This window comes from Methylobacterium phyllosphaerae (assembly GCF_001936175.1).
Classification (GTDB): domain Bacteria; phylum Pseudomonadota; class Alphaproteobacteria; order Rhizobiales; family Beijerinckiaceae; genus Methylobacterium; species Methylobacterium fujisawaense.
This window is the reverse complement of sequence record NZ_CP015367.1, coordinates 598,435-615,556: the sequence shown is the minus strand read 5'-3', so window position 1 is coordinate 615,556 and position 17,122 is coordinate 598,435. Positions and strand designations below refer to the sequence as shown.

Below are 17,122 nucleotides of genomic sequence, written 5' to 3'. Positions count from 1 at the left end.
GCGCACGGCGCGGGCTCTTGGACTGTGAGGGGCGAGGCGGGCACGCGCAAGGCGGGCGACGCCTCGGGGAGAGTGGGGCAATGAACGTACGCAACGGGCTGGGACGAAAGACGGCACTGATCGGCGCAGCCATGGTCTCGGCCGCCGGCCTCGCGGGCTGCGAGACCGTCGGGAGCGCGGCCGGCCCGCGGCAATACGCGGTCCTCGAGAAGGACACCACGGGGGCCACGAACGTCAACATCGCCTCCCTGACCGAGGTCGTGCAGCGCAACCCGAACGACGCGGCCGCCTACAACACCCGCGGCGCCGCCTATGCCCGCGCCGGCCAGTTCAACGATGCCATCGCCGACTTCACCAAGGCGATCCAGCTCGATCCGAACTCCGCCTCCGCCTACAACAATCGCGCCCTGGCGAGCCGCCAGATCGGCCGCGACGGCCCTGCCCTGCAGGACTTCACCAAGGCGATCGGGATCGATCCGAATTACGGCCCGGCCTATATCGGCCGCGCCAATGTCGAGCGCGCCCAGGGCAACCTCGACCAGGCGCTCAACGACCTCAACGTCGCGATCCGGCTGATGCCGGAATCGGCCGAGGCCTATCATGCCCGCGGCCTCGTGCGGCAGAAGCAGGGTCAGGACACGCAGGCGATCGCCGATTTCGACGCCGCCATCGACCGCGACCCCTTCAAGTCCGCGCCCTACGCCGCACGCGGCCAGAGCCTGATCGCCACGAACCAGTACCCGAAGGCGATCGAGGACTACAACGCGGCCCTCAATGTCAACAACAAGGACGCCACCTCCTGGGCCTATCGCGGCCTGGCCTACGAGAAGTCGGGCCAGCGCAAGGAGGCGATGGAGAACTACCAGCGCGCAGCGACGATCGATCCGAACAACTCCGTCGCCCGCGCCGGCCTCGGCCGGGTGCAGGGTGGGGTCGGCTCGCTGTTCAACTGACCGCTCGACGGTCTGAAGGCGGTTTCACAAGGTCTCCGCCTCCCCTGCCTGGGGCGGAGACCTGTTCGTCGGGGTTTCACCCCGACACCCCACCAAAGGGCACGCCCTTTGGAAGCCCCTTGTCCGCGTGGGTTACGCCGCGAGCAGTCCGTTCGCGTCCTGCGTGATGCGGCGCAGGTGATGGGCGGTGTCGCCGAGCTGGTACTCGATCATGGCGAGCCGCTTGAAGTGGTGGGCGCCGATATACTCGAGGGTCATGCCGATGCCGCCGTGGAGCTGCACGGCCTCCTGGCCGACATACCGGCAGGCCTTGTTGATCTGGACCTTCACGGCCGATAGGGCCGCCGCACGCGCCGCCGCATCCGGCGTGTCGACCATCATGGCGGCGTAGAGGGCCATCGAGCGGGCCTGCTCCAGCTGGATCAGCATGTCCACCGCCCGGTGCTGCAGCGCCTGGAACGAGCCGACGCTGACGCCGAACTGCTTGCGGGTCTTGAGGTACTCGACCGTGAGCGTGTGGAGCGCGTCCATGGAGCCCACCGCCTCGGCGGCGAGCCCCGCGATCCCGTGCTCCACCACCCGCTCCAGCAGCGGCAGGCCGGCTTCGGGATCGCCCAGCGCCGCGTCGTCGGGCAGGGGCACCTCCGACAAGGACACCTCCGCGGCCCGGCCGCCATCCTGCGTCGGGTAGGCCTCGATCGCGACGCCGGCAGCGTCGGCCGGGACCAGGAACAGGCCGATCCCCTTCGCGTCGCGCCGCTCCCCCGACACGCGGGCGGAGACCACCATCAGGCCGGCCGCGTCGGCGTTGGGTACGACGCTCTTGGCCCCGCTCAGCACGAAACCGTCGCCGGAGCGTCGGGCCGTGGTCGCCACGTCGGCGAGGTCATAGCGGGACTGGCGCTCGGTGTGGGCGAGGGTCAGGCGCAGGTCACCGGAGACCAAGTCGGGAACGAGGCGCGCCTTCTGCGCGGCGCTGCCGCCGAGCCGCAGGGCCGTCGAGCCGAGAACGAGGCTCGCCAGCAGCGGCTCGACCACGAGGTTGCGGCCGACCGCCTCCATGACCAGCATGGTCTCGACCGGGCCGCCGCCGAGGCCGCCGTCCTCGTCCGAGAAGGGCAGTCCCGTGACGCCGAGTTCGGAAAAAGCCGCCCAGCCCTCCGCGGGGAAGCCGAGCGGCGCCTTGAGCCGCGCCTGCCGGCTTTCCAGGGACGGGTAGAGATCGGCGGCCAGCCGCTCGACGCTGTCGCGCAGGAGCGACTGGTCCTCGTTCAGGTCGAAATCCATGGTGGTGTCCTCGGACGTTCCTTCCCCCCTCTGCGGGGGAGGGTGGCCCCTGCGTCAGCAGGGGCCGGGAGAGGGGAACCCGGCTGCAGGACAGGGCGCAACCGGCATGAAGGGCGTGCCGCGTCCTGAAACGTCGCTCCCCTCTCCCGACCCCCTTCGGGGGCCACCCTCCCCCGCAGAGGGGGGAGGGAGAGCCGAGGCCGCGACCGCCGCGTTTCTCAAGCCTGCAAGCGGATCCGGGATCGTCTCACAAACCCAGAATGCCCTTGGCGATGACGTTGTGCTGGATCTCGTTCGAGCCGCCGTAGATCGAGACCTTGCGGTTGTTGAAATAGCTCGGCGCCGCCGCATCGACCCAGTCGAAGCCCCCGGGCAGGTTGTTGGCCCCTGCCCCGCGTGCCGGGGCGGCGAGCGCGAACGGCCCGGCGAGCTCCACCAGCAGCTCCGTCGCCGCCTGCTGGAGCTGCGAGCCGCGGATCTTGAGGAGCGAGGAGGCGGGGTCCGGCTCCACCGAATCCGCCCGGCCCTGCTTGGCCGCCACCCGCATCTGGGTGATCTCCAGGGCCTTCAGCTCGACCTCGACCTCCGCGACGCGGGACCGGAAGGCGGGATCGTCCCACATCGTGCCGGGTCCGGCCGGCATTTCCCGGGCGAGGCGCTTGATCCGGGCGATCCGCTCCTTGGTGAGCCCGATCCGGGCGATGCCGGTCCGCTCGTTGGCGAGCAGGAATTTCGCGTAGTCCCAGCCCTTGTTCTCCTCGCCAACGAGGTTCTCCACCGGCACGCGCACGGAATCGAAGAAGACCTCGTTGACCTCGTGCCGGCCCTCCAGGGTGAGGATCGGGCGCACGGTGATGCCGGGCGTCGTCATGTCGATCAGGAGAAAGGAGATGCCCCGCTGCTTCTTGGCCTCGAAGTCGGTGCGGACCAGGCAGAAGATCCAGTCGGCGTGCTGGCCGAGCGTCGTCCAGGTCTTCTGGCCGTCGACGACGTAGTGGTCGCCGTCGCGCACGGCCTTGGTCTTCAGCGAGGCGAGGTCGGAGCCGGCCCCAGGCTCGGAGAAGCCCTGGCACCACCAATCGTCGAGATTGGCAGCGCGGGGGAGAAAGCGCTCCTTCTGGTCCTGCCGGCCGAAGGTCGCCAGCACCGGGCCGAACATGTAGCAGTTGAACTGCTGCGGCAGGGGTACCGCCGCCTGGAACAGCTCCTCCGTGTAGATGTAGCGCTGGATCGGGCTCCAATCCCGGCCGCCAAATTCCTGCGGCCAGTGCGGCACCGCCCAGCCCTTGGCGTTGAGGATCCGCTGGCTGGTGACGTAGTCGTCCTTCGAGAGGCTGCGCCCCTCCGAGACTTTCTTCCGGATCTCGGCTGGGATCTCCGTTCGGCAGAAGTTCCGGACCTCGTCGCGGAACGCGATTTCCTCGTCGGTGAAGCGCAGGTCCATCGGTTCAGCTCCGGGCGATCTCGAACAGGCCGGCACAGCCCTGGCCGCCGGCGACGCACACGGTCACCACGGCGTAGCGCGCGCCGCGGCGGCGGCCTTCCAGCAGGGCGTGGCCCACGAGCCGCGCCCCCGACATGCCGAACGGGTGGCCGACCGCGATGGCGCCGCCGTTGACGTTGACCGTGTCCGGGTCGATCCCGAGCCGGTCGCGGCAGTAGACCGACTGGGACGCGAAGGCCTCGTTCAGCTCCCACAGGTCGATGTCGGAGACGCGCAGACCCTGCCGCTCCAGGAGCCGCGGCACCGCGAAGACGGGGCCGATGCCCATCTCGTCCGGCCCGCACCCGGCCGAGGCGAAGCCCCGGAAGATGCCGAGGGGCTCGAGGCCGCGCCGCGCCGCCTCGTCGGCCGACATCAGCACGCTGGCCGAGGCCCCGTCCGAGAGCTGGCTGGCATTGCCCGCCGTGATGAAGGCCCCCTCCCCGCGCACGGGCTTGAGCTTGGCGAGACCCTCCAGGGTCGTGTCCGGCCGGTTGCCCTCGTCCTTGGCGAGCCGGGTCTCGACCTCCCGGATCTCGCCGGTGGCCTTGTCGGTCACCACCATAACGGCGCTCATCGGGACGATCTCGTCGTCGAACAATCCGCGTTCCTGCGCGGCGGCGGTGCGGCGCTGGCTCTCCAGGGCGAAGAGGTCCTGCGCCTCCCGGGAGATCCGGTAGCGCTCCGCCACGATGTCGGCGGTCTCGATCATCGGCATGTAGATCGCCGGCAGATGCGCCTCCAGCCACGCGTTGCGAGTCAATTCCCGCTGGACCTTGGGCTGCACGAGGCTGATCGACTCGACGCCGCCGGCCACAGCCACCGGCACGCCGTCGAGGATGATCCTTCGGGCCGCGCTGGCGATCGCCTCCAGGCCCGAGGCGCAGAAGCGCGAGACCGTGACGCCGGCCGACTCGACCGGGATCCCGGCCACCAGGGCGGCATGGCGGGCGACGTTGCCGCCCGTGGCGTTCTCCGGATAGCCGCAGCCGAGCACCACCTCCTCGACCGCCTCCGGCTCCAGCCGCGCCCGGTCCAGGGCGCCGCGGATCGCGTGGGCGGCCAGATCGGCGCCGCGGGTGAGGTTCAGCGCGCCGCGATGGGCCTTGCCGATGGGCGTGCGAGCAGTCGCGACGATCACCGCGTCGGTCATGCCGGAATCCTCTGGGGTTCCCAAAGGGCGTCACGCCCTTTGGTGGGGTGTCGGGGCGAGGCTCCGACGGATGCGGCCTCGGCCGTCGGCAGGGCGCTGCCCTGCACCCGCGAAAGGTCCCGGACCTTTCGAAGCCGGGACTTGGTTGGCGCGAACCGACACGGCATCAGGCCGAAGCCTTCCAGTCGGCGAAGCGGCCGCCCTCGGCGGCGAGGCGCTTCAGGAGCGGCGCTGGTTCCTGGCTGTCGTCGCCGGTCTCGGCCGCGAAGCGGGACAGCGCCTCGGCGACCGTCCGCAGCCCGACCGTATCGGCCCAGTGCATCGGGCCGCCGCGCCAGGCCGGCCAGTTGTAGCCGTTGATCCAGATCGTATCGATGTCGCCCGGCCGGGCCGCGATGCCCTCCTCCAGGATCCGCGCGCCCTCGTTGACCATCGGGTACATCAGCCGCGCCACGATCTCGTCCGGCGTGAAGCTGCGGCGCGCGATGCCGTGCTCGGCGGCGACGCGGGCGATCAGGGCCTCCGCGTCCGGGTCGCGGGTGCCGGTGCGGGCGCCGTCCGGGTAGAGGTAGAAGCCGCGGCCGGTCTTCTGGCCGTAGCGGCCCTGCTCGGCCAGCGAATCGGCGACCGGCGCCCGGCCGCCGAAATCCTTGCGCGAGCGCCAGCCGATATCGAGCCCCGCGAGATCGCTCATGGCGAAGGGGCCCATCCGGAAGCCGAAACCGGTCACCGCCGTGTCGACCTCGTGCGGCAGCGCCCCCTCGAGCAGCAGGCGCTCGCCGGCGCGGCTGCGGCGCTCCAGCATGCGGTTGCCGACGAAGCCGAAGCAGACCCCCACCGTCACCGGCAGCTTGTTGAGGCGCTTGCCGAGATCCAGGGCGGTGGCGAGCACGTCCGGCGCGGTCTTCTCGGCCCGGACTACCTCCACGAGGCGCATGACGTTGGCGGGGCTGAAGAAGTGCAGGCCGAGCACGTCCTGCGGCCGGCTCGTCACCGCCGCGATGGCGTTCACGTCGAGGTAGGAGGTGTTGGTGGCCAGGATCGCGCCAGGTTTGGCGATGGCGTCGAGCTTGGAAAAAATCTCCCGCTTGACGCCCATGTCCTCGAAGGCTGCTTCGATGACGATGTCGGCCTCCGCGGCGTTCTCCAGGCCGATCGCCCCCGTGATCCGGCCGACCCGCTCGTCGCGCTGCGCCTCGGTGATCGAGCCGCGCTTGGCCGAGCCGGCATAGAGGCCCCTCACCCGGTCGAGACCGCGCTCCAGGGCACCGGCCTCCGTTTCGATCACCGTCACGGGGATGCCGGCATTGGCGAAGCACATGGCGATCCCGCCGCCCATCGTGCCGGCGCCGATCACCGCCGCCGTCCGGACGGGGCGGCGGGGCGTGTCCTTCGGCAGGCCGGGGACGCGGGCCGCCTCGCGCTCGGCGAAGAAGGCGTAGCGCAGGGCCTTCGAGCGCGGATCCTCCACCAGGGTGCGGAACTCGGCCCGCTCCACCGCGACGGCGGCGTCGAAATCCTGCTCCAGGCCGGCGCGCACGGCCCGCACCAGGGCGTGGACGTTGGTGGCGTCGGGATCCCGCTTCACCGCCTCGGCGGCCAGGCTCTCGAACCGCTCCCGGGCCTCCGGCGTGAGCTTCTCCGACCGGTCGCGCACCCGCGGGAGGCGGCCCGCATCGGCCAGCTCCAGGGCCCGGGTCCGGGCCTCCGCCACGAGGTCGCCCAGGACCACGGCGTCGACGATGCCGAGCGCCGCCGCCTTCTCGGCGGAGACGGGCTCGCCGGTGAGCATCATCGGGAAGGCGGCGTCGGGGCCGATCAGGCGCGGCAGGCGCTGCGTGCCCCCCGCCCCCGGGATGATCCCGAGCTTGATCTCCGGCAGGCCGAGCTTGACGGCGGGCGCCGCGACCCGGCCGTGGCAGGCCATCGCCAGTTCGAGGCCGCCGCCGAGGGCCACGCCGTTGATGGCCGCCACCACGGGCTTCAGGCTGGCATCGAGGCGGTCCAGGATGTCGGGCAGGCTCGGCGGCTGCTGCGGCTTGCCGAACTCGGTGATGTCGGCCCCGCCGACGAACACCTTACCCTCGGCGGCCAGCACAATCGCGCGGACCGATTCGTCCGCGATGGCCTGGTCCAGGGCCCCGTCGAGGGCGGCCCGCAACGCGGCACCGAGCGCGTTGACCGGCGGGTTGGCGAGCGTGAGCACGGCCACGCCGCCATCGACCTCCTGACGAACCACACAACACTCCCTGTCATTCTGCAATGCAGAATAATGGTCTGCACGTTGGATGAATGTTGGTCCGGGTCGACGCGAGCGTCAAGCGAGGGCCGTGACTCGTCTGCGGCTGACGTCATCTCCGAACCGATCATTCTGCATTGCAGAAATAGACGGATGCTGCCGTTTGACCCGCGCCCCGGCGCCATGTCATCAAAACGGCCCCGGGCGGGACTCGGTTGCGGTCGCCGCCGGGTGAGCGATGATCGGGCTGCCCGAAGCAGGGGAGGATCGCGGTGCGTGGCATCCATCGGGGCGAGCGGCCCGGGAGCGCCTGTCCGGCGCGGAATCGGGCGGCAGGGAGCGGGCGGTGAGCGACGGTCCCGAGCAGACCCTGTCCGGGCGCCTGCCCGAAGCCCTGCGCGGACGCCTCGCCCTGCCGGTGATCTGCGCGCCGATGTTCATCGTCTCCGGGCCGGAACTGGTGATCGCCCAGTGCCTGTCCGGCGTGGTCGGCTCGTTCCCGGCGCTCAATGCCCGGCCCGCCGCTCTGCTCGACGAATGGCTCACGCGGATCACGCGAACGCTGGCGGAGGCCCGGGCGGCCGACCCGTCGTGCAAGGTCGCGCCCTTCGCGGTGAATCAGATCGTCCACGCGTCCAACGACCGGCTGGCCCAGGACGTCGAGGCCTGCGTCCGGCACCGGGTGCCGATCATCATCACCTCGCTGCGGGCGCCCGACGCGGTGATCCGCCCGGTTCACGCCTATGGCGGCGTGGTCTTCCACGACGTCACCACCGTGCGCCATGCCGAGAAGGCGCTGGAGGCCGGGGTCGACGGGCTGATCCTCGTCTGCGCCGGCGCGGGCGGGCATGCCGGCACGCTGAGCCCCTTCGCCCTCGTCGGCGAGATCCGGCGGTTCTACGGCGGTCCGCTGATCCTCTCGGGGGCGATCACCTCGGGCGCGGCGATCCTGGCCGCCCAGGCCATGGGGGCCGACCTCGCCTACATGGGCACCCGGTTCATCGCCACCCGGGAGGCGAACGCCGCCCCCGCCTACAAGGACATGATCGCCGGCAGCGCGGCCGCCGACATCCTCTACACCCCCTACTTCACCGGCGTGCCGGGCAACTACCTGACGCCCAGCATCCGCGCCGCCGGGCTCGATCCCGAGGCGCTGCCGGTGCGCGACAAGACCGCGATGAATTTCGGCAGCGGCGGCGTGAAGGCGTGGCGGGACGTCTGGGGCGCGGGCCAGGGCGTCGGCACCATCGCGGACGCGCCGGCCACCGCCGACCTCGTGGCCCGTCTCGCGCGGGAATACGCGGCGGCGCGGGGGCGGATGGCCGGCCTGTCGGCGGAGTACGCGGGCGAGGCCGTGCCGTGAGCGTCCGGGTGTATCCGCCTCTCGCCGCCCGTTGCCTGTCCGGCGAGGGGACAGCGGCCTGCTCGGGAGACGGGGGCGCGCCTGTGATGTGTGAATCCGCCCCCCCGAACCTGCGCGTCGCCGCCCCGGAGCCCGGGATCCGGCTCATCACCATCGATCGACCGGAGCGGCGCAACGCCCTCGATCGGGCGACCTATGCGGGCCTGACCGCGGCAATCGAGGCCGTGGCCCGGGACGAGGCGGTGCGCGCCGTCGTGCTCACCGGCGCCGGCGGCTGCTTCACCGCCGGCAACGATCTCAAGGATTTTCAGGACGTCGAGACCGGCGGCGACAGCCCCGGCCTGACCTTCCTCAAGGCTCTGCGCGCCTGCCCGAAGCCAGTCCTGGCGGCCGTGGAGGGCCATGCGGTCGGGATCGGCACGACGCTGCTGCTTCATTGCGATCTCGCCTATGCGGGGGACGGCGCCCGGTTCCGCCTGCCCTTCACGGCGCTCGGCCTCAGCCCGGAGGGCGGATCGAGCTACCTGCTGCCCCTGGTGGCGGGTTCGAAGCGCGCCGCCGAACTCCTGATGCTCGGCGAGCCCTTCACGGCCGCGGAGGCCGCCGCGGCGGGCCTCGTCAACGCCGCCGTCCCGGCGGGGACGGCGCTGGAGACCGCCCTGGGCAAGGCGCGCGCGCTCGCGGCCCTGCCCCCGCTCTCGATCGCCGCCACCAAGCAGGCCCTGCGCCGTGGCCACGAGGAAGCTGTTGTCCGGACGCTCGGCGAGGAGGCGGAGGTCTTCCACGCGCTCCGCCGCGCCCCGGAGGCGCAGGCGGCCTTCGCGGCGTTCCTGCACCGATGAGGGCGCGGATGGATGCGGACGCGGCCCTGCTGGCCGATCCCGACACCGCCGGACTCGGCGCGAAGGAGGATCGGCACTTCGTGACGGCCCTCGCGCGGGGGCTGTCGGTGCTGGCCTGCTTCGGTCCGGGGCGCACGAGCCTCGCCAACCACGACATCGCGGAGGCCTGCGGCCTGCCGCGCTCCACCGTATCACGGCTCACCTACACGCTGACCAAGCTCGGCTACCTGCAGCATTTGCCCGAGATCGGCCGCTACCGCCTCGGCACGGCGACGATCGCGCTCAGCTCGGCGGCTCTCGGAGGCCTCGACGTCCGCGGCATCGCCCGGCCCGTGCTCCGCGCCGTGGCCGAAGCCGCCAACGCCTCGGTGGGACTCGGCGTCCGCGACCGTCTAAGCATGCGCTACGTTGATTGCCAGCGCGGCCCGGCGGCGATCTCGCTCAACCTCGATACCGGCTCGCGCATCTCCCTCGCCCGCAGCGCCATGGGCCGGGCCTACGTGGCAATCTGCACGGATCGCGAGCGCGAGGGCATTTACGAGGACCTGAAGGCCCTGGACCCGGTCGCCTGGCCCGCGCTCCGGGCCGGTCTCGACCGGGCCGTGGCCGAGCATCGGGAGATCGGCTGCTGCACCTCGTTCGGCGAGTGGCAGGAAACCGTCTGCGCCATCGCGGTGGGGTTCCATCCCGGCGGCGGCCTGCCGCCTATGTCGGTCAATTGCGGCGCCCCCACCGTCATCACCGACGCACGCTTCCTCATGGAGGTGGCGCGCCCGAGACTCATCGCAGCCGTCCGCAGCCTCGACGGCGTCATGGGAGCCTGAGGATGTCCGCGATGGATGCCGAATCCGCCACCGACGACCTGCCGCTCGCCGGGATCCGCGTCCTCGACCTGTCCCGGGTCCTGGCGGGGCCGTGGTGCGCGCAGGTGCTGGGCGATCTCGGCGCCGACGTGATCAAGATCGAGCACCCGGAGCGCGGCGATGATACCCGCGACTGGGGCGTGCCCACGAGCCCCGGCAACACCTCGTATTTCGACAGCGTGAACCGCAACAAGCGCTCCATCGGTATCGATCTCGCCACCCCGGACGGGCTGGCGATCGTCAAGGCGCTCGCGCGCGAGAGCGATGTCCTGGTGCAGAACTTCAAGACCGGCGGGGCCGAGAAGCTCGGCCTCGGCTACGGCGACCTGTCGGCGGAGAATTCCGGCCTGATCTACTGCTCGATCGCCGGCTACAGTTCCGACGGCTCTGAGGCCGGACGACCCGGCTACGACCTCGTCGTGCAGGGTGAATCCGGTGTGATGGCGCTCAACGGCGAGGCTGGAGGGCCGCCGCTCAAGTTCGGGGTCGCGGCGGTCGATCTGTTCACCGGGCAGTTCGCGGCCCAGGCCGTGCTGGCGGCCCTGTACCAGCGGGAGCGGACCGGACGGGGCAAGACGATCGACCTCGCTCTGTTCGATTGCGGCGTTGCGCTGACCTCCTATTACGGCCTGGAGGCGCTGGCCCGGGGCATCGATCCGCCCCGCTACGGCAATGCCCATCCCTCGATCGTGCCCTACGGGGTGTTCGAGGCCGGCGACGGGCCGGTGGTGATCACGGTCGGCAACAACGGGCAGTACCGCCGATTCTGCGAGCAGGTGCTGGAGCGGCCGGACTGGGTCGCCGACCCGCGCTTCGCCACCAACCTCGACCGATCGCGCAACCGCGCCGCCTTCATCCCGGTGCTGGAGGCGGAGCTCGCCAAGTGGGAGCGCGCGCCGCTGATCGCGCGGCTCAGGGCCGCGGGCATCCCCTGCGGCGAGGTGATGGGCCTGCGCGAGGCGCTCACCTGCGACCGGGCCCAGGAGGCCGGGTTGGTGGTGACGGCGCCCGGCAATGCCCACGTCATTGCCCCGCCCTATCGGCTCGACGGCCGCCGGCTGCCGGTGCGGCGCATGCCGCCGGGCCTCGGGGATTCGAGCGCCGAGATCCTGGCCGAGGAGCTGGACTATCCGGAGGGCGCGCGCGACGCGCTGCGGGTCAAGGGCGTGGTCCGGTAGGCAGGTCGCCTCCTGCAGGTCGCCTCCTGCCGTCGCGTGCCGTGGACGGCTCGCCGCGGGTCGGAGCGGGCCATCATCCGCGCGGTCGCGCCGTGGGCTAGCGCAGCACGCCTTCGGCCAGGGCCCGCTGGATGCCCCGGATGTCCGCGCCCTTCTTCAAGGTCCGCTGGATCGGCTCCGCCGCGCCCGAGACCCAGATCTTCAACTCGGCGTCGAGGTCGAACGTACCGGCGGTCTCGACCGAGAAGCGCACGATCGCGCGGTACGGCACCGACAGGAACTCGACCTTGCTGCCGGTCACGCCCTGGACGTCGATCAGGATGACGCGGCGCTCGGTGAACACGAACACGTCCCGGATGATCTTGAAGGCGAGCCGCGCCGTCTCGCCGTCGATCAGGATGCCGTCGAGCCGGCGCTCCAGGGAGGCCGCATCGACGGCCGAGCCGTGTCCGAGCAATCCGTCCAGAAGGCCCATGGCCGATCATCTCGTGCTGGTCCGCGTCAAGGCGGAGCATGGCGCCCGACCGTCGGCGCGGCAAGCGCCCGCCGTCACGTGCAGGTCGAGCTGTCCGATGCCCCCTCGGACCGGCACCGGGCGTCGAAGCTTCGCGCGAGCTCGGCGAGGCTGACGGAACCGAGCCGCGTGATCAGAAGAGCCTCGGCCTCGCGCAGCGTGTCCTCGACCGCCGCGTTGACGACCTTCTCGACGGCGCAGGCCGGGTTCGCGCGATCGCTGCCGATCGCGAAGATGCGGGGCCCGCCGACCGCGCGGTGGATGTCGAGCAGCGAGACCGCGTTCAGGTCCGCCGCGATGGTCCATCCGCCGCCGTGCCCCTTCTCCGACGTCACGTAGCCCGCGTTCCGGAGCCCGGCCATCGTGCGGCGGACGACCACGGGATTCGTCCCGAGCATCCGCCCGATCGCCTCGGACGTCATCGGTCCGTCGTGGCGCGCCATGTGAAGCAGCACATGGAGCGTTCGGGAGAGGCGGCTGTCGGTGCGCACCCGTCGATCCATCACACCGGACTCGGGATTGGCAACCGTGCGCCATCACGATACTTATCAAGTTACGTGATGGCGCGGAGCTGAAGCGGTGCGCGAGTTCGAGAACCTGGATCGGTGGGACAGGGTCGCCGAGCACTACGAGACGACCGCCCATCCGTTCACGGCGCGCTTCGCCGAGGCGGCGCTCGCGCGGGTGCCGCTGACCGGAAGCAGCCGCGTCCTCGACGTCGCGGCGGGCACCGGTGCCCTCGCGCTGGCCGCGGCGCGGACGGGGGCGCAGGTCCTCGCGGTCGACTTCTCGCCCGGCATGGTCGCGCGCATCGCCGGGGCGAGACTGCCCAATGTCGACGCGCGGGTCATGGACGGACAGGCCCTCGCCCTACCCGACGGTGGCTTCGACGCGGTGTTCTCGATCTTCGGGGTGATCATGTTCCCCGACTGGCGGAAGGGCCTCGCCGAGATGGCGCGCGTGACGCGGCCCGGGGGATCGGGCGTCGTGGCCACGTGGCAGGACCAGGGCGCGGCGACGTTCCTGCTGCTCGGCGAGATCCGCCGCAGGCTGTTCCCCGAGCGCGAGAGCCGGGCGATGCCCGAAGGGGTGCGCGCGCTCGGCGATCCGGCGGGGTTCACCCGGGCGCTGGTCGCGGCCGGGTACGCAGCCCCCCGGATCGACCGGGTGACCTTCGACTACGCGCTCGACGTCGCCATGCTCGACGACCCCGACACGGTGTTCGGCCTGTCGCCGGACTGGGTCGACCTGAGCGCGGCCGACCGGGCCGCGGTGATCGCGGAGGCGCGGCGCATGGCGGGCGGTCGACCCGTCCTGCCGATCCCCTCGACCGCCCTGATCGCCGTCGCGGAGCGCTGAGCGCCGCGGTGGCGCCAAATCCTGCGCCTCAGCCGGATTTGCGCGCGTCCGCCAGCCGCGCCCGCGCGTCGTCCAGCACCCGGGTCAGGGCCGCGTCCCACGAGACCCGCGGCTGCCAGCCGGTGGCAGCGTGGAGGCGGCCGGCATCGCCCGCGGCCAGAGGAATCTCGGTCGGGCGCACGCGCTCCGGAGCGATGCGGATCTCGAACGGGACCCGGGCCCGGGCGCGCAGGTCCTCGAGGACGCTGGCGATCGTCCGCGGCTGGCCCGAGCTGATGTTGAACACGCTCCCGTCCGCCAGGGCGTCCGCCCGGCCGATCAGGTCGGCGTAGGCGTTCGCCACGTCGGCGACGTCGAGGAAGTCGCGGTAGGAGGAGAGGTTGCCAACCTCCAGGCAGGGCGGCACGACGCCGGCCTCGATCCGGGCGATCTGGCCCGCGAAGGAGGCCACGACGAAGCGCTCGTCCTGGCCGGGGCCGATATGGTTGAACGGCCGCAGCACGACGAGCTTCACGCCGATCCGGGGCAGCAGGTCGCGGAGCAGCTGCTCGCCCACCCATTTCGACCGGGCGTAGGTGTTGCGCGGCAAGGGCTCGACCGCCTCGCTGAGGGCATGGCCCGCCAGGAAGGCGCTGCCGTAGACTTCGCCGGAACTGACGAAGAAGAAGGTGCAGCCCGGCACCGCCTCCACCGCGGCCACGAGGTTCATCAGGCCGTTGACGTTGACCCGCCACGTCTGGCCCGGGCCGCTGGCGGAATCCGCCACCGAGGCGAGGCCCGCCAGATGGAGGATCGCGGTCGGCCGGAATCGCGCCACGAAGCCGCTGAGCGCGGCTTCGTCGAGGAGATCAATCGCCGCGTAGCTGACGCCCTCCGGCAGGTGCGGCGCCCGCCCCCGCCCGATCCCGGCCACGCAATCGCCCGCTCCCGCGCTCATCGTCGCCAGGAGCGGCAGGACGTGGCCGCCCACGAAGCCGGCCGCCCCGGTGACGAGGATGCGCCGCGCGGCCGGGCCGCCGGATTCGTGGAGGGAGGGCGCGCTCATGGCGCGATCCGGGCGCGGGCCGTCACCTAGCCCGGTTTCCGAGTTCCCCAGCGCACGCCCCTGCTGCCCTGCCCGGCCCCCGGCGAGCTGCCGGCATCGGCGCCGATCGCCGGGCCGGAGGCGGTCTGGGGCCGATGCTGAGAGCCGGCCGCCAGGGGTTTCGATGCCAGCGTGTCCGGCACCTCGGACAGGTGCGACTCGTCCTGGTCGGTGGCGAACTGCCCCGCCTTGCGGAAGGTCCAGAGATAGCCCGGCACCACCGCCTCGGCGGCGGTCGGCGTGATGCCGATGCCTTCGAAAGTCCGACCCTCGGCCTTGGCGGCCTCCGAGACGACGTTGTCGTTCTGAAGCAGCGTCACCTGATCGCGGGTCAGCTTCAGCGAATCCGGCAGCAGGCCGAAGGTCAGGGTGTCGGCGATCTCCAGCATGCGGGCCTGGAGCTTGGCCGCCGGCGCAGGCAGGTCCACGACCACCCGCTTCCGCCGGATCGTCTTCAGCATGTAGCGCACGAAGTGCTCCAGCGTGCCCACCTCCGGGCCGCCGAGTTCGTAGACCTTGCCGGGCGCCACGGTGCCGTCGACCGCGCGGGCGATCGCCTCGGCGACATCGCCCACGAAGGCCGGCTGGAAGCGGGACTGGCCGCCGGCGAGCGGGAGAACCGGAAGCGCCCGGGCGAGGCCGGCGAAGCGGTTGAAGAAGCTGTCGCCGGGCCCGAAGATCAGCGAGGGCCGGAACACCACCGCGTCCGGACAGGCGGCGAAGACCCGCGCCTCGCCCTCTGCCTTGGTGCGCGCGTAGACCGACGGCGAGGCCGGATCGGCCCCGATCGCCGAGACGTGGATCATCCGGGCGCCCTGGCGCGCCGCGGCGCGGGCGATCGCCTCGGCCCCGTCGACCTGCAGCCGCGCGAAGCTCTGGGAGCCGGTCTCCTGCAGGATGCCGACGAGGTTGATCAGCACGTCCGACCGCTCGGCGGCCCGGACCACCGAGTCCGGGTAGCGCAGGTTGGCCTGGACGGCCACGATCTGGTTGACCTTCCCCAGGGGCTGCAGGAACAACGCGAGGTCCGGCCGGCGCACCGCGACGCGGATCCGGTAGCCGCGCTTGGCCAGCGCCCGCACCACGTGCCGTCCCAGGAAGCCGGAGCCGCCGTAGATCGTCACGAGCTGGTCCTGCGGACGCAGGAGCCCCGGCGTGGCGGCGGATGCGGACTGCGTCTCCGGACTCGTGTGCGCCGCCGCGGGCGCCGTCGTGTTCTCTTGGCCGCTCATCGCCGTGGTCTCGAGCTCCTCGCGCGCCCCGGGGCGCCGTCAGGCGGCCTACTTAGCCTAACTTCGGCGCGATGGGAGCCGCCGAATGAGCCGCCGCGCCATTCCGGTGAACAGCGTGGGGCCGATGACCGGCGCGGCAGAGGGCCGGACGCTGGAACGGGTGCGGCCGCCACGCATTCTTCCCCACCATACGGCCCTGCCGAATCGCGCGGATGGGACGCGCCGGGGACTTCGATGATTGTAGGGATGCTCGTTTCCGCGGCGATCGCGGTGTTCGGCCTGCTGGTCGCGTTGGGGTTCGTCGGGCACCCGATCGACGCGCAGCTCGTCAGCAACTACGGCTGGAGCATTCTGATCATCGGCGTCGCGCTGTTCGTGCTGTTCGCGTGGTCCCGGTACAGCCGGACCCGCAGGCGGCACTCCGCCTGATCCGCCGGCTCAGGCGACCTTGATCCGGCGGCGCATCTCCCGCGCCACGGCCGGACGCCCGTTTGGACGGCCGCCGACCGCCCGGGGAGCCCCGACCGTGAGGCTCTGACATTCGCGCGCGATGAATGCGGTCGGCATCTCGGCCTGCATGTCGGCCTCCATGTCGCGCAGCGCCGTGTCGGAATGGGCCGGGTGCAGGTGAATGATCCCGAGCGCCTTGACGCCCGCCGTCCGGGCGAGCTCCACGCCCTTCTGCCAGGTCGAGTGGCCCCAGCCCCGGCAGGTCGGATACTCCCCGTCGGTGAACATGCCGTCGTAGACCATCAGGTCGGCGTCGGCCACGAAGGCGGCGAGGTTGGGATCGGGCCAGGGGTCGCTGTGCTCGATGTCGCTGATCAGGCACAGGCGCTTGCCGGCATGCTCGAACCGGTAGCCCACGGAGCCCTGCGGATGGTTCAGCAGGATCGTGGCGACCCGCGTCCCGTCCGGGAAGGTCAGGGTCTGCCCCGCCTCGAAGCCGTGGTGGCGGAAGGTGCAGCACAGCCTGTCGAGCGTAACCGGGAACAGCGGCGGCGCGAACAGGCGGTCGAGGGTCGGGCCGGCCGATTCGCCGCCGAGGTTGCCGCAATAGGTGTTGATCACCCGGTCGCAGTCGAGGACCGCCGGCTTGAAGAAGGGGAGCCCCGCGGTGTGGTCGAGATGCAGGTGGCTGAACAGCAGATCGACTTCCCGGGGCAGATCGGTCCGGTGACCCTGTCCGAGATTGTAGATGCCCGAGCCCGCGTCGACGATGAACATCCGCTGGCCGCACCGCACCTCGATGCAGGGCGTGCTGCCGCCGAATTCGGCGTATTGCGGGCCGCTGACGGGCGTCGAGCCGCGGACGCCCCAGAAGCGGAGTACGAGGTCTTGGTCGGCCGTCAGGAGAGTCGGCTCGGAACTGTTCGACATGGCGATCACGAATCCGCGGACAGTCGGTCCCGATCGGTTATGATCGAAACCCCGTCGCCGTTCCGGGAAGGTAGCTTTGAATAAGGCAGGCCGACGGAGCAGGTGTACCGCTCATCCCCTGCCGTATCATGAATTGGTGTGCCGCAGGCGGTCGTGATGTGCGTCCGCGCACACGCACGGGACGCTTGACCG

At 71.5% G+C, this 17,122-nt stretch carries 16 protein-coding genes; 7 read left to right on the top strand and 9 right to left on the bottom strand.

Annotated elements, in window-relative coordinates:
- Window positions 1-80 precede the first annotated feature (80 nt).
- Window positions 81-953: a tetratricopeptide repeat protein gene (locus tag MCBMB27_RS02925; RefSeq protein ID WP_043347979.1), complete on the top strand. Its 873-nt coding sequence runs from the start codon at window positions 81-83 to the stop codon at window positions 951-953.
- A 132-nt stretch (window positions 954-1,085) separates the two neighbouring features.
- On the opposite strand, the gene MCBMB27_RS02920 is transcribed toward MCBMB27_RS02925, so the two are convergent.
- From MCBMB27_RS02920 to MCBMB27_RS02905, 4 genes are all read right to left on the bottom strand, one after another.
- The gene (locus MCBMB27_RS02920; protein WP_075379810.1) at window positions 1,086-2,240 is read right to left on the bottom strand and encodes an acyl-CoA dehydrogenase family protein; all 1,155 of its coding nucleotides are present in this window, start codon (window positions 2,238-2,240) and stop codon (window positions 1,086-1,088) included.
- Between the two features lie 247 nt (window positions 2,241-2,487).
- Complete coding sequence (locus MCBMB27_RS02915) at window positions 2,488-3,684, bottom strand: acyl-CoA dehydrogenase family protein (protein ID WP_075379809.1); 1,197 nt, start codon at window positions 3,682-3,684, stop codon at window positions 2,488-2,490.
- 4 nt (window positions 3,685-3,688) lie between these two features.
- Window positions 3,689-4,876 carry an acetyl-CoA C-acyltransferase gene (locus MCBMB27_RS02910; protein ID WP_075379808.1) on the bottom strand — a complete coding sequence of 396 codons (1,188 nt, stop codon included), beginning with the start codon at window positions 4,874-4,876 and terminating at the stop codon, window positions 3,689-3,691.
- Between the two features lie 166 nt (window positions 4,877-5,042).
- Window positions 5,043-7,115, bottom strand: a complete 2,073-nt coding sequence (locus MCBMB27_RS02905; protein ID WP_075379807.1) for a 3-hydroxyacyl-CoA dehydrogenase NAD-binding domain-containing protein — start codon at window positions 7,113-7,115, stop codon at window positions 5,043-5,045.
- Window positions 7,116-7,461: 346 nt separating this feature from the next.
- Here MCBMB27_RS02905 and MCBMB27_RS02900 point away from each other — a divergent pair, with 346 nt between their 5' ends.
- The 4 genes from MCBMB27_RS02900 to MCBMB27_RS02885 all read left to right on the top strand — a co-directional run bounded on the left by MCBMB27_RS02900 (window position 7,462) and on the right by MCBMB27_RS02885 (window position 11,361).
- Window positions 7,462-8,478 carry an NAD(P)H-dependent flavin oxidoreductase gene (locus MCBMB27_RS02900; protein ID WP_170861890.1) on the top strand — a complete coding sequence of 339 codons (1,017 nt, stop codon included), beginning with the start codon at window positions 7,462-7,464 and terminating at the stop codon, window positions 8,476-8,478.
- 86 nt (window positions 8,479-8,564) lie between these two features.
- Window positions 8,565-9,320: an enoyl-CoA hydratase-related protein gene (locus MCBMB27_RS02895; RefSeq protein ID WP_075379806.1), complete on the top strand. Its 756-nt coding sequence runs from the start codon at window positions 8,565-8,567 to the stop codon at window positions 9,318-9,320.
- Between the two features lie 8 nt (window positions 9,321-9,328).
- Window positions 9,329-10,144 (top strand): IclR family transcriptional regulator, encoded by an 816-nt coding sequence (locus MCBMB27_RS02890; protein WP_051976095.1) that lies wholly within the window; start codon window positions 9,329-9,331, stop codon window positions 10,142-10,144.
- 11 nt (window positions 10,145-10,155) lie between these two features.
- Window positions 10,156-11,361, top strand: coding sequence for a CaiB/BaiF CoA transferase family protein (locus MCBMB27_RS02885; protein ID WP_053609203.1), 1,206 nt, complete (start codon window positions 10,156-10,158; stop codon window positions 11,359-11,361).
- 97 nt (window positions 11,362-11,458) lie between these two features.
- On the opposite strand, the gene MCBMB27_RS02880 is transcribed toward MCBMB27_RS02885, so the two are convergent.
- Together MCBMB27_RS02880 and MCBMB27_RS02875 are read right to left on the bottom strand one after the other, a co-directional pair.
- Entirely contained in the window at window positions 11,459-11,836 is a 378-nt protein-coding gene (locus tag MCBMB27_RS02880; protein ID WP_043345852.1) for a PH domain-containing protein, read from the bottom strand.
- Window positions 11,837-11,910: 74 nt separating this feature from the next.
- A complete protein-coding gene (locus MCBMB27_RS02875) occupies window positions 11,911-12,366 on the bottom strand; it encodes an Rrf2 family transcriptional regulator (protein ID WP_075379805.1) in 456 nt (151 codons plus the stop codon).
- 88 nt (window positions 12,367-12,454) lie between these two features.
- Between MCBMB27_RS02875 and MCBMB27_RS02870 the strand changes: the two genes are divergently transcribed.
- Window positions 12,455-13,234: a class I SAM-dependent methyltransferase gene (locus tag MCBMB27_RS02870; protein WP_075379804.1), complete on the top strand. Its 780-nt coding sequence runs from the start codon at window positions 12,455-12,457 to the stop codon at window positions 13,232-13,234.
- A 28-nt stretch (window positions 13,235-13,262) separates the two neighbouring features.
- Here MCBMB27_RS02870 and MCBMB27_RS02865 read toward each other — a convergent pair whose 3' ends face one another.
- Both MCBMB27_RS02865 and MCBMB27_RS02860 read right to left on the bottom strand, forming a co-directional pair.
- Window positions 13,263-14,279: an NAD-dependent epimerase/dehydratase family protein gene (locus MCBMB27_RS02865; protein ID WP_075379803.1), complete on the bottom strand. Its 1,017-nt coding sequence runs from the start codon at window positions 14,277-14,279 to the stop codon at window positions 13,263-13,265.
- A gap of 26 nt (window positions 14,280-14,305) precedes the next feature.
- Complete coding sequence (locus tag MCBMB27_RS02860; RefSeq protein WP_083683329.1) at window positions 14,306-15,550, bottom strand: complex I NDUFA9 subunit family protein; 1,245 nt, start codon at window positions 15,548-15,550, stop codon at window positions 14,306-14,308.
- A gap of 246 nt (window positions 15,551-15,796) precedes the next feature.
- Between MCBMB27_RS02860 and MCBMB27_RS02855 the strand changes: the two genes are divergently transcribed.
- On the top strand, window positions 15,797-15,979 hold the full coding sequence (locus MCBMB27_RS02855) for a hypothetical protein (RefSeq protein WP_236952875.1): 183 nt from the start codon (window positions 15,797-15,799) through the stop codon (window positions 15,977-15,979).
- A 9-nt stretch (window positions 15,980-15,988) separates the two neighbouring features.
- Here MCBMB27_RS02855 and MCBMB27_RS02850 read toward each other — a convergent pair whose 3' ends face one another.
- Window positions 15,989-16,930 carry an MBL fold metallo-hydrolase gene (locus tag MCBMB27_RS02850; protein ID WP_043345866.1) on the bottom strand — a complete coding sequence of 314 codons (942 nt, stop codon included), beginning with the start codon at window positions 16,928-16,930 and terminating at the stop codon, window positions 15,989-15,991.
- Window positions 16,931-17,122 lie beyond the last annotated feature (192 nt).

Excerpts from the sequence above, each read along its gene's own strand:
- MCBMB27_RS02865 (WP_075379803.1), bottom strand. The coding sequence starts at position 14,279 with ATGAGCGCGCCCTCCCTCCACGAATCCGGCGGCCCGGCCGCGCGGCGC.
- MCBMB27_RS02920 (WP_075379810.1), bottom strand. The coding sequence starts at position 2,240 with ATGGATTTCGACCTGAACGAGGACCAGTCGCTCCTGCGCGACAGCGTC.
- MCBMB27_RS02890 (WP_051976095.1), top strand. The coding sequence starts at position 9,329 with ATGGATGCGGACGCGGCCCTGCTGGCCGATCCCGACACCGCCGGACTC.
- MCBMB27_RS02925 (WP_043347979.1), top strand. The coding sequence starts at position 81 with ATGAACGTACGCAACGGGCTGGGACGAAAGACGGCACTGATCGGCGCA.
- MCBMB27_RS02860 (WP_083683329.1), bottom strand. The coding sequence starts at position 15,550 with ATGAGCGGCCAAGAGAACACGACGGCGCCCGCGGCGGCGCACACGAGT.
- MCBMB27_RS02850 (WP_043345866.1), bottom strand. The coding sequence starts at position 16,930 with ATGTCGAACAGTTCCGAGCCGACTCTCCTGACGGCCGACCAAGACCTC.
- MCBMB27_RS02895 (WP_075379806.1), top strand. The coding sequence starts at position 8,565 with ATGTGTGAATCCGCCCCCCCGAACCTGCGCGTCGCCGCCCCGGAGCCC.
- MCBMB27_RS02885 (WP_053609203.1), top strand. The coding sequence starts at position 10,156 with ATGGATGCCGAATCCGCCACCGACGACCTGCCGCTCGCCGGGATCCGC.
- MCBMB27_RS02880 (WP_043345852.1), bottom strand. The coding sequence starts at position 11,836 with ATGGGCCTTCTGGACGGATTGCTCGGACACGGCTCGGCCGTCGATGCG.
- MCBMB27_RS02910 (WP_075379808.1), bottom strand. The coding sequence starts at position 4,876 with ATGACCGACGCGGTGATCGTCGCGACTGCTCGCACGCCCATCGGCAAG.
- MCBMB27_RS02915 (WP_075379809.1), bottom strand. The coding sequence starts at position 3,684 with ATGGACCTGCGCTTCACCGACGAGGAAATCGCGTTCCGCGACGAGGTC.
- MCBMB27_RS02855 (WP_236952875.1), top strand. The coding sequence starts at position 15,797 with ATGCTCGTTTCCGCGGCGATCGCGGTGTTCGGCCTGCTGGTCGCGTTG.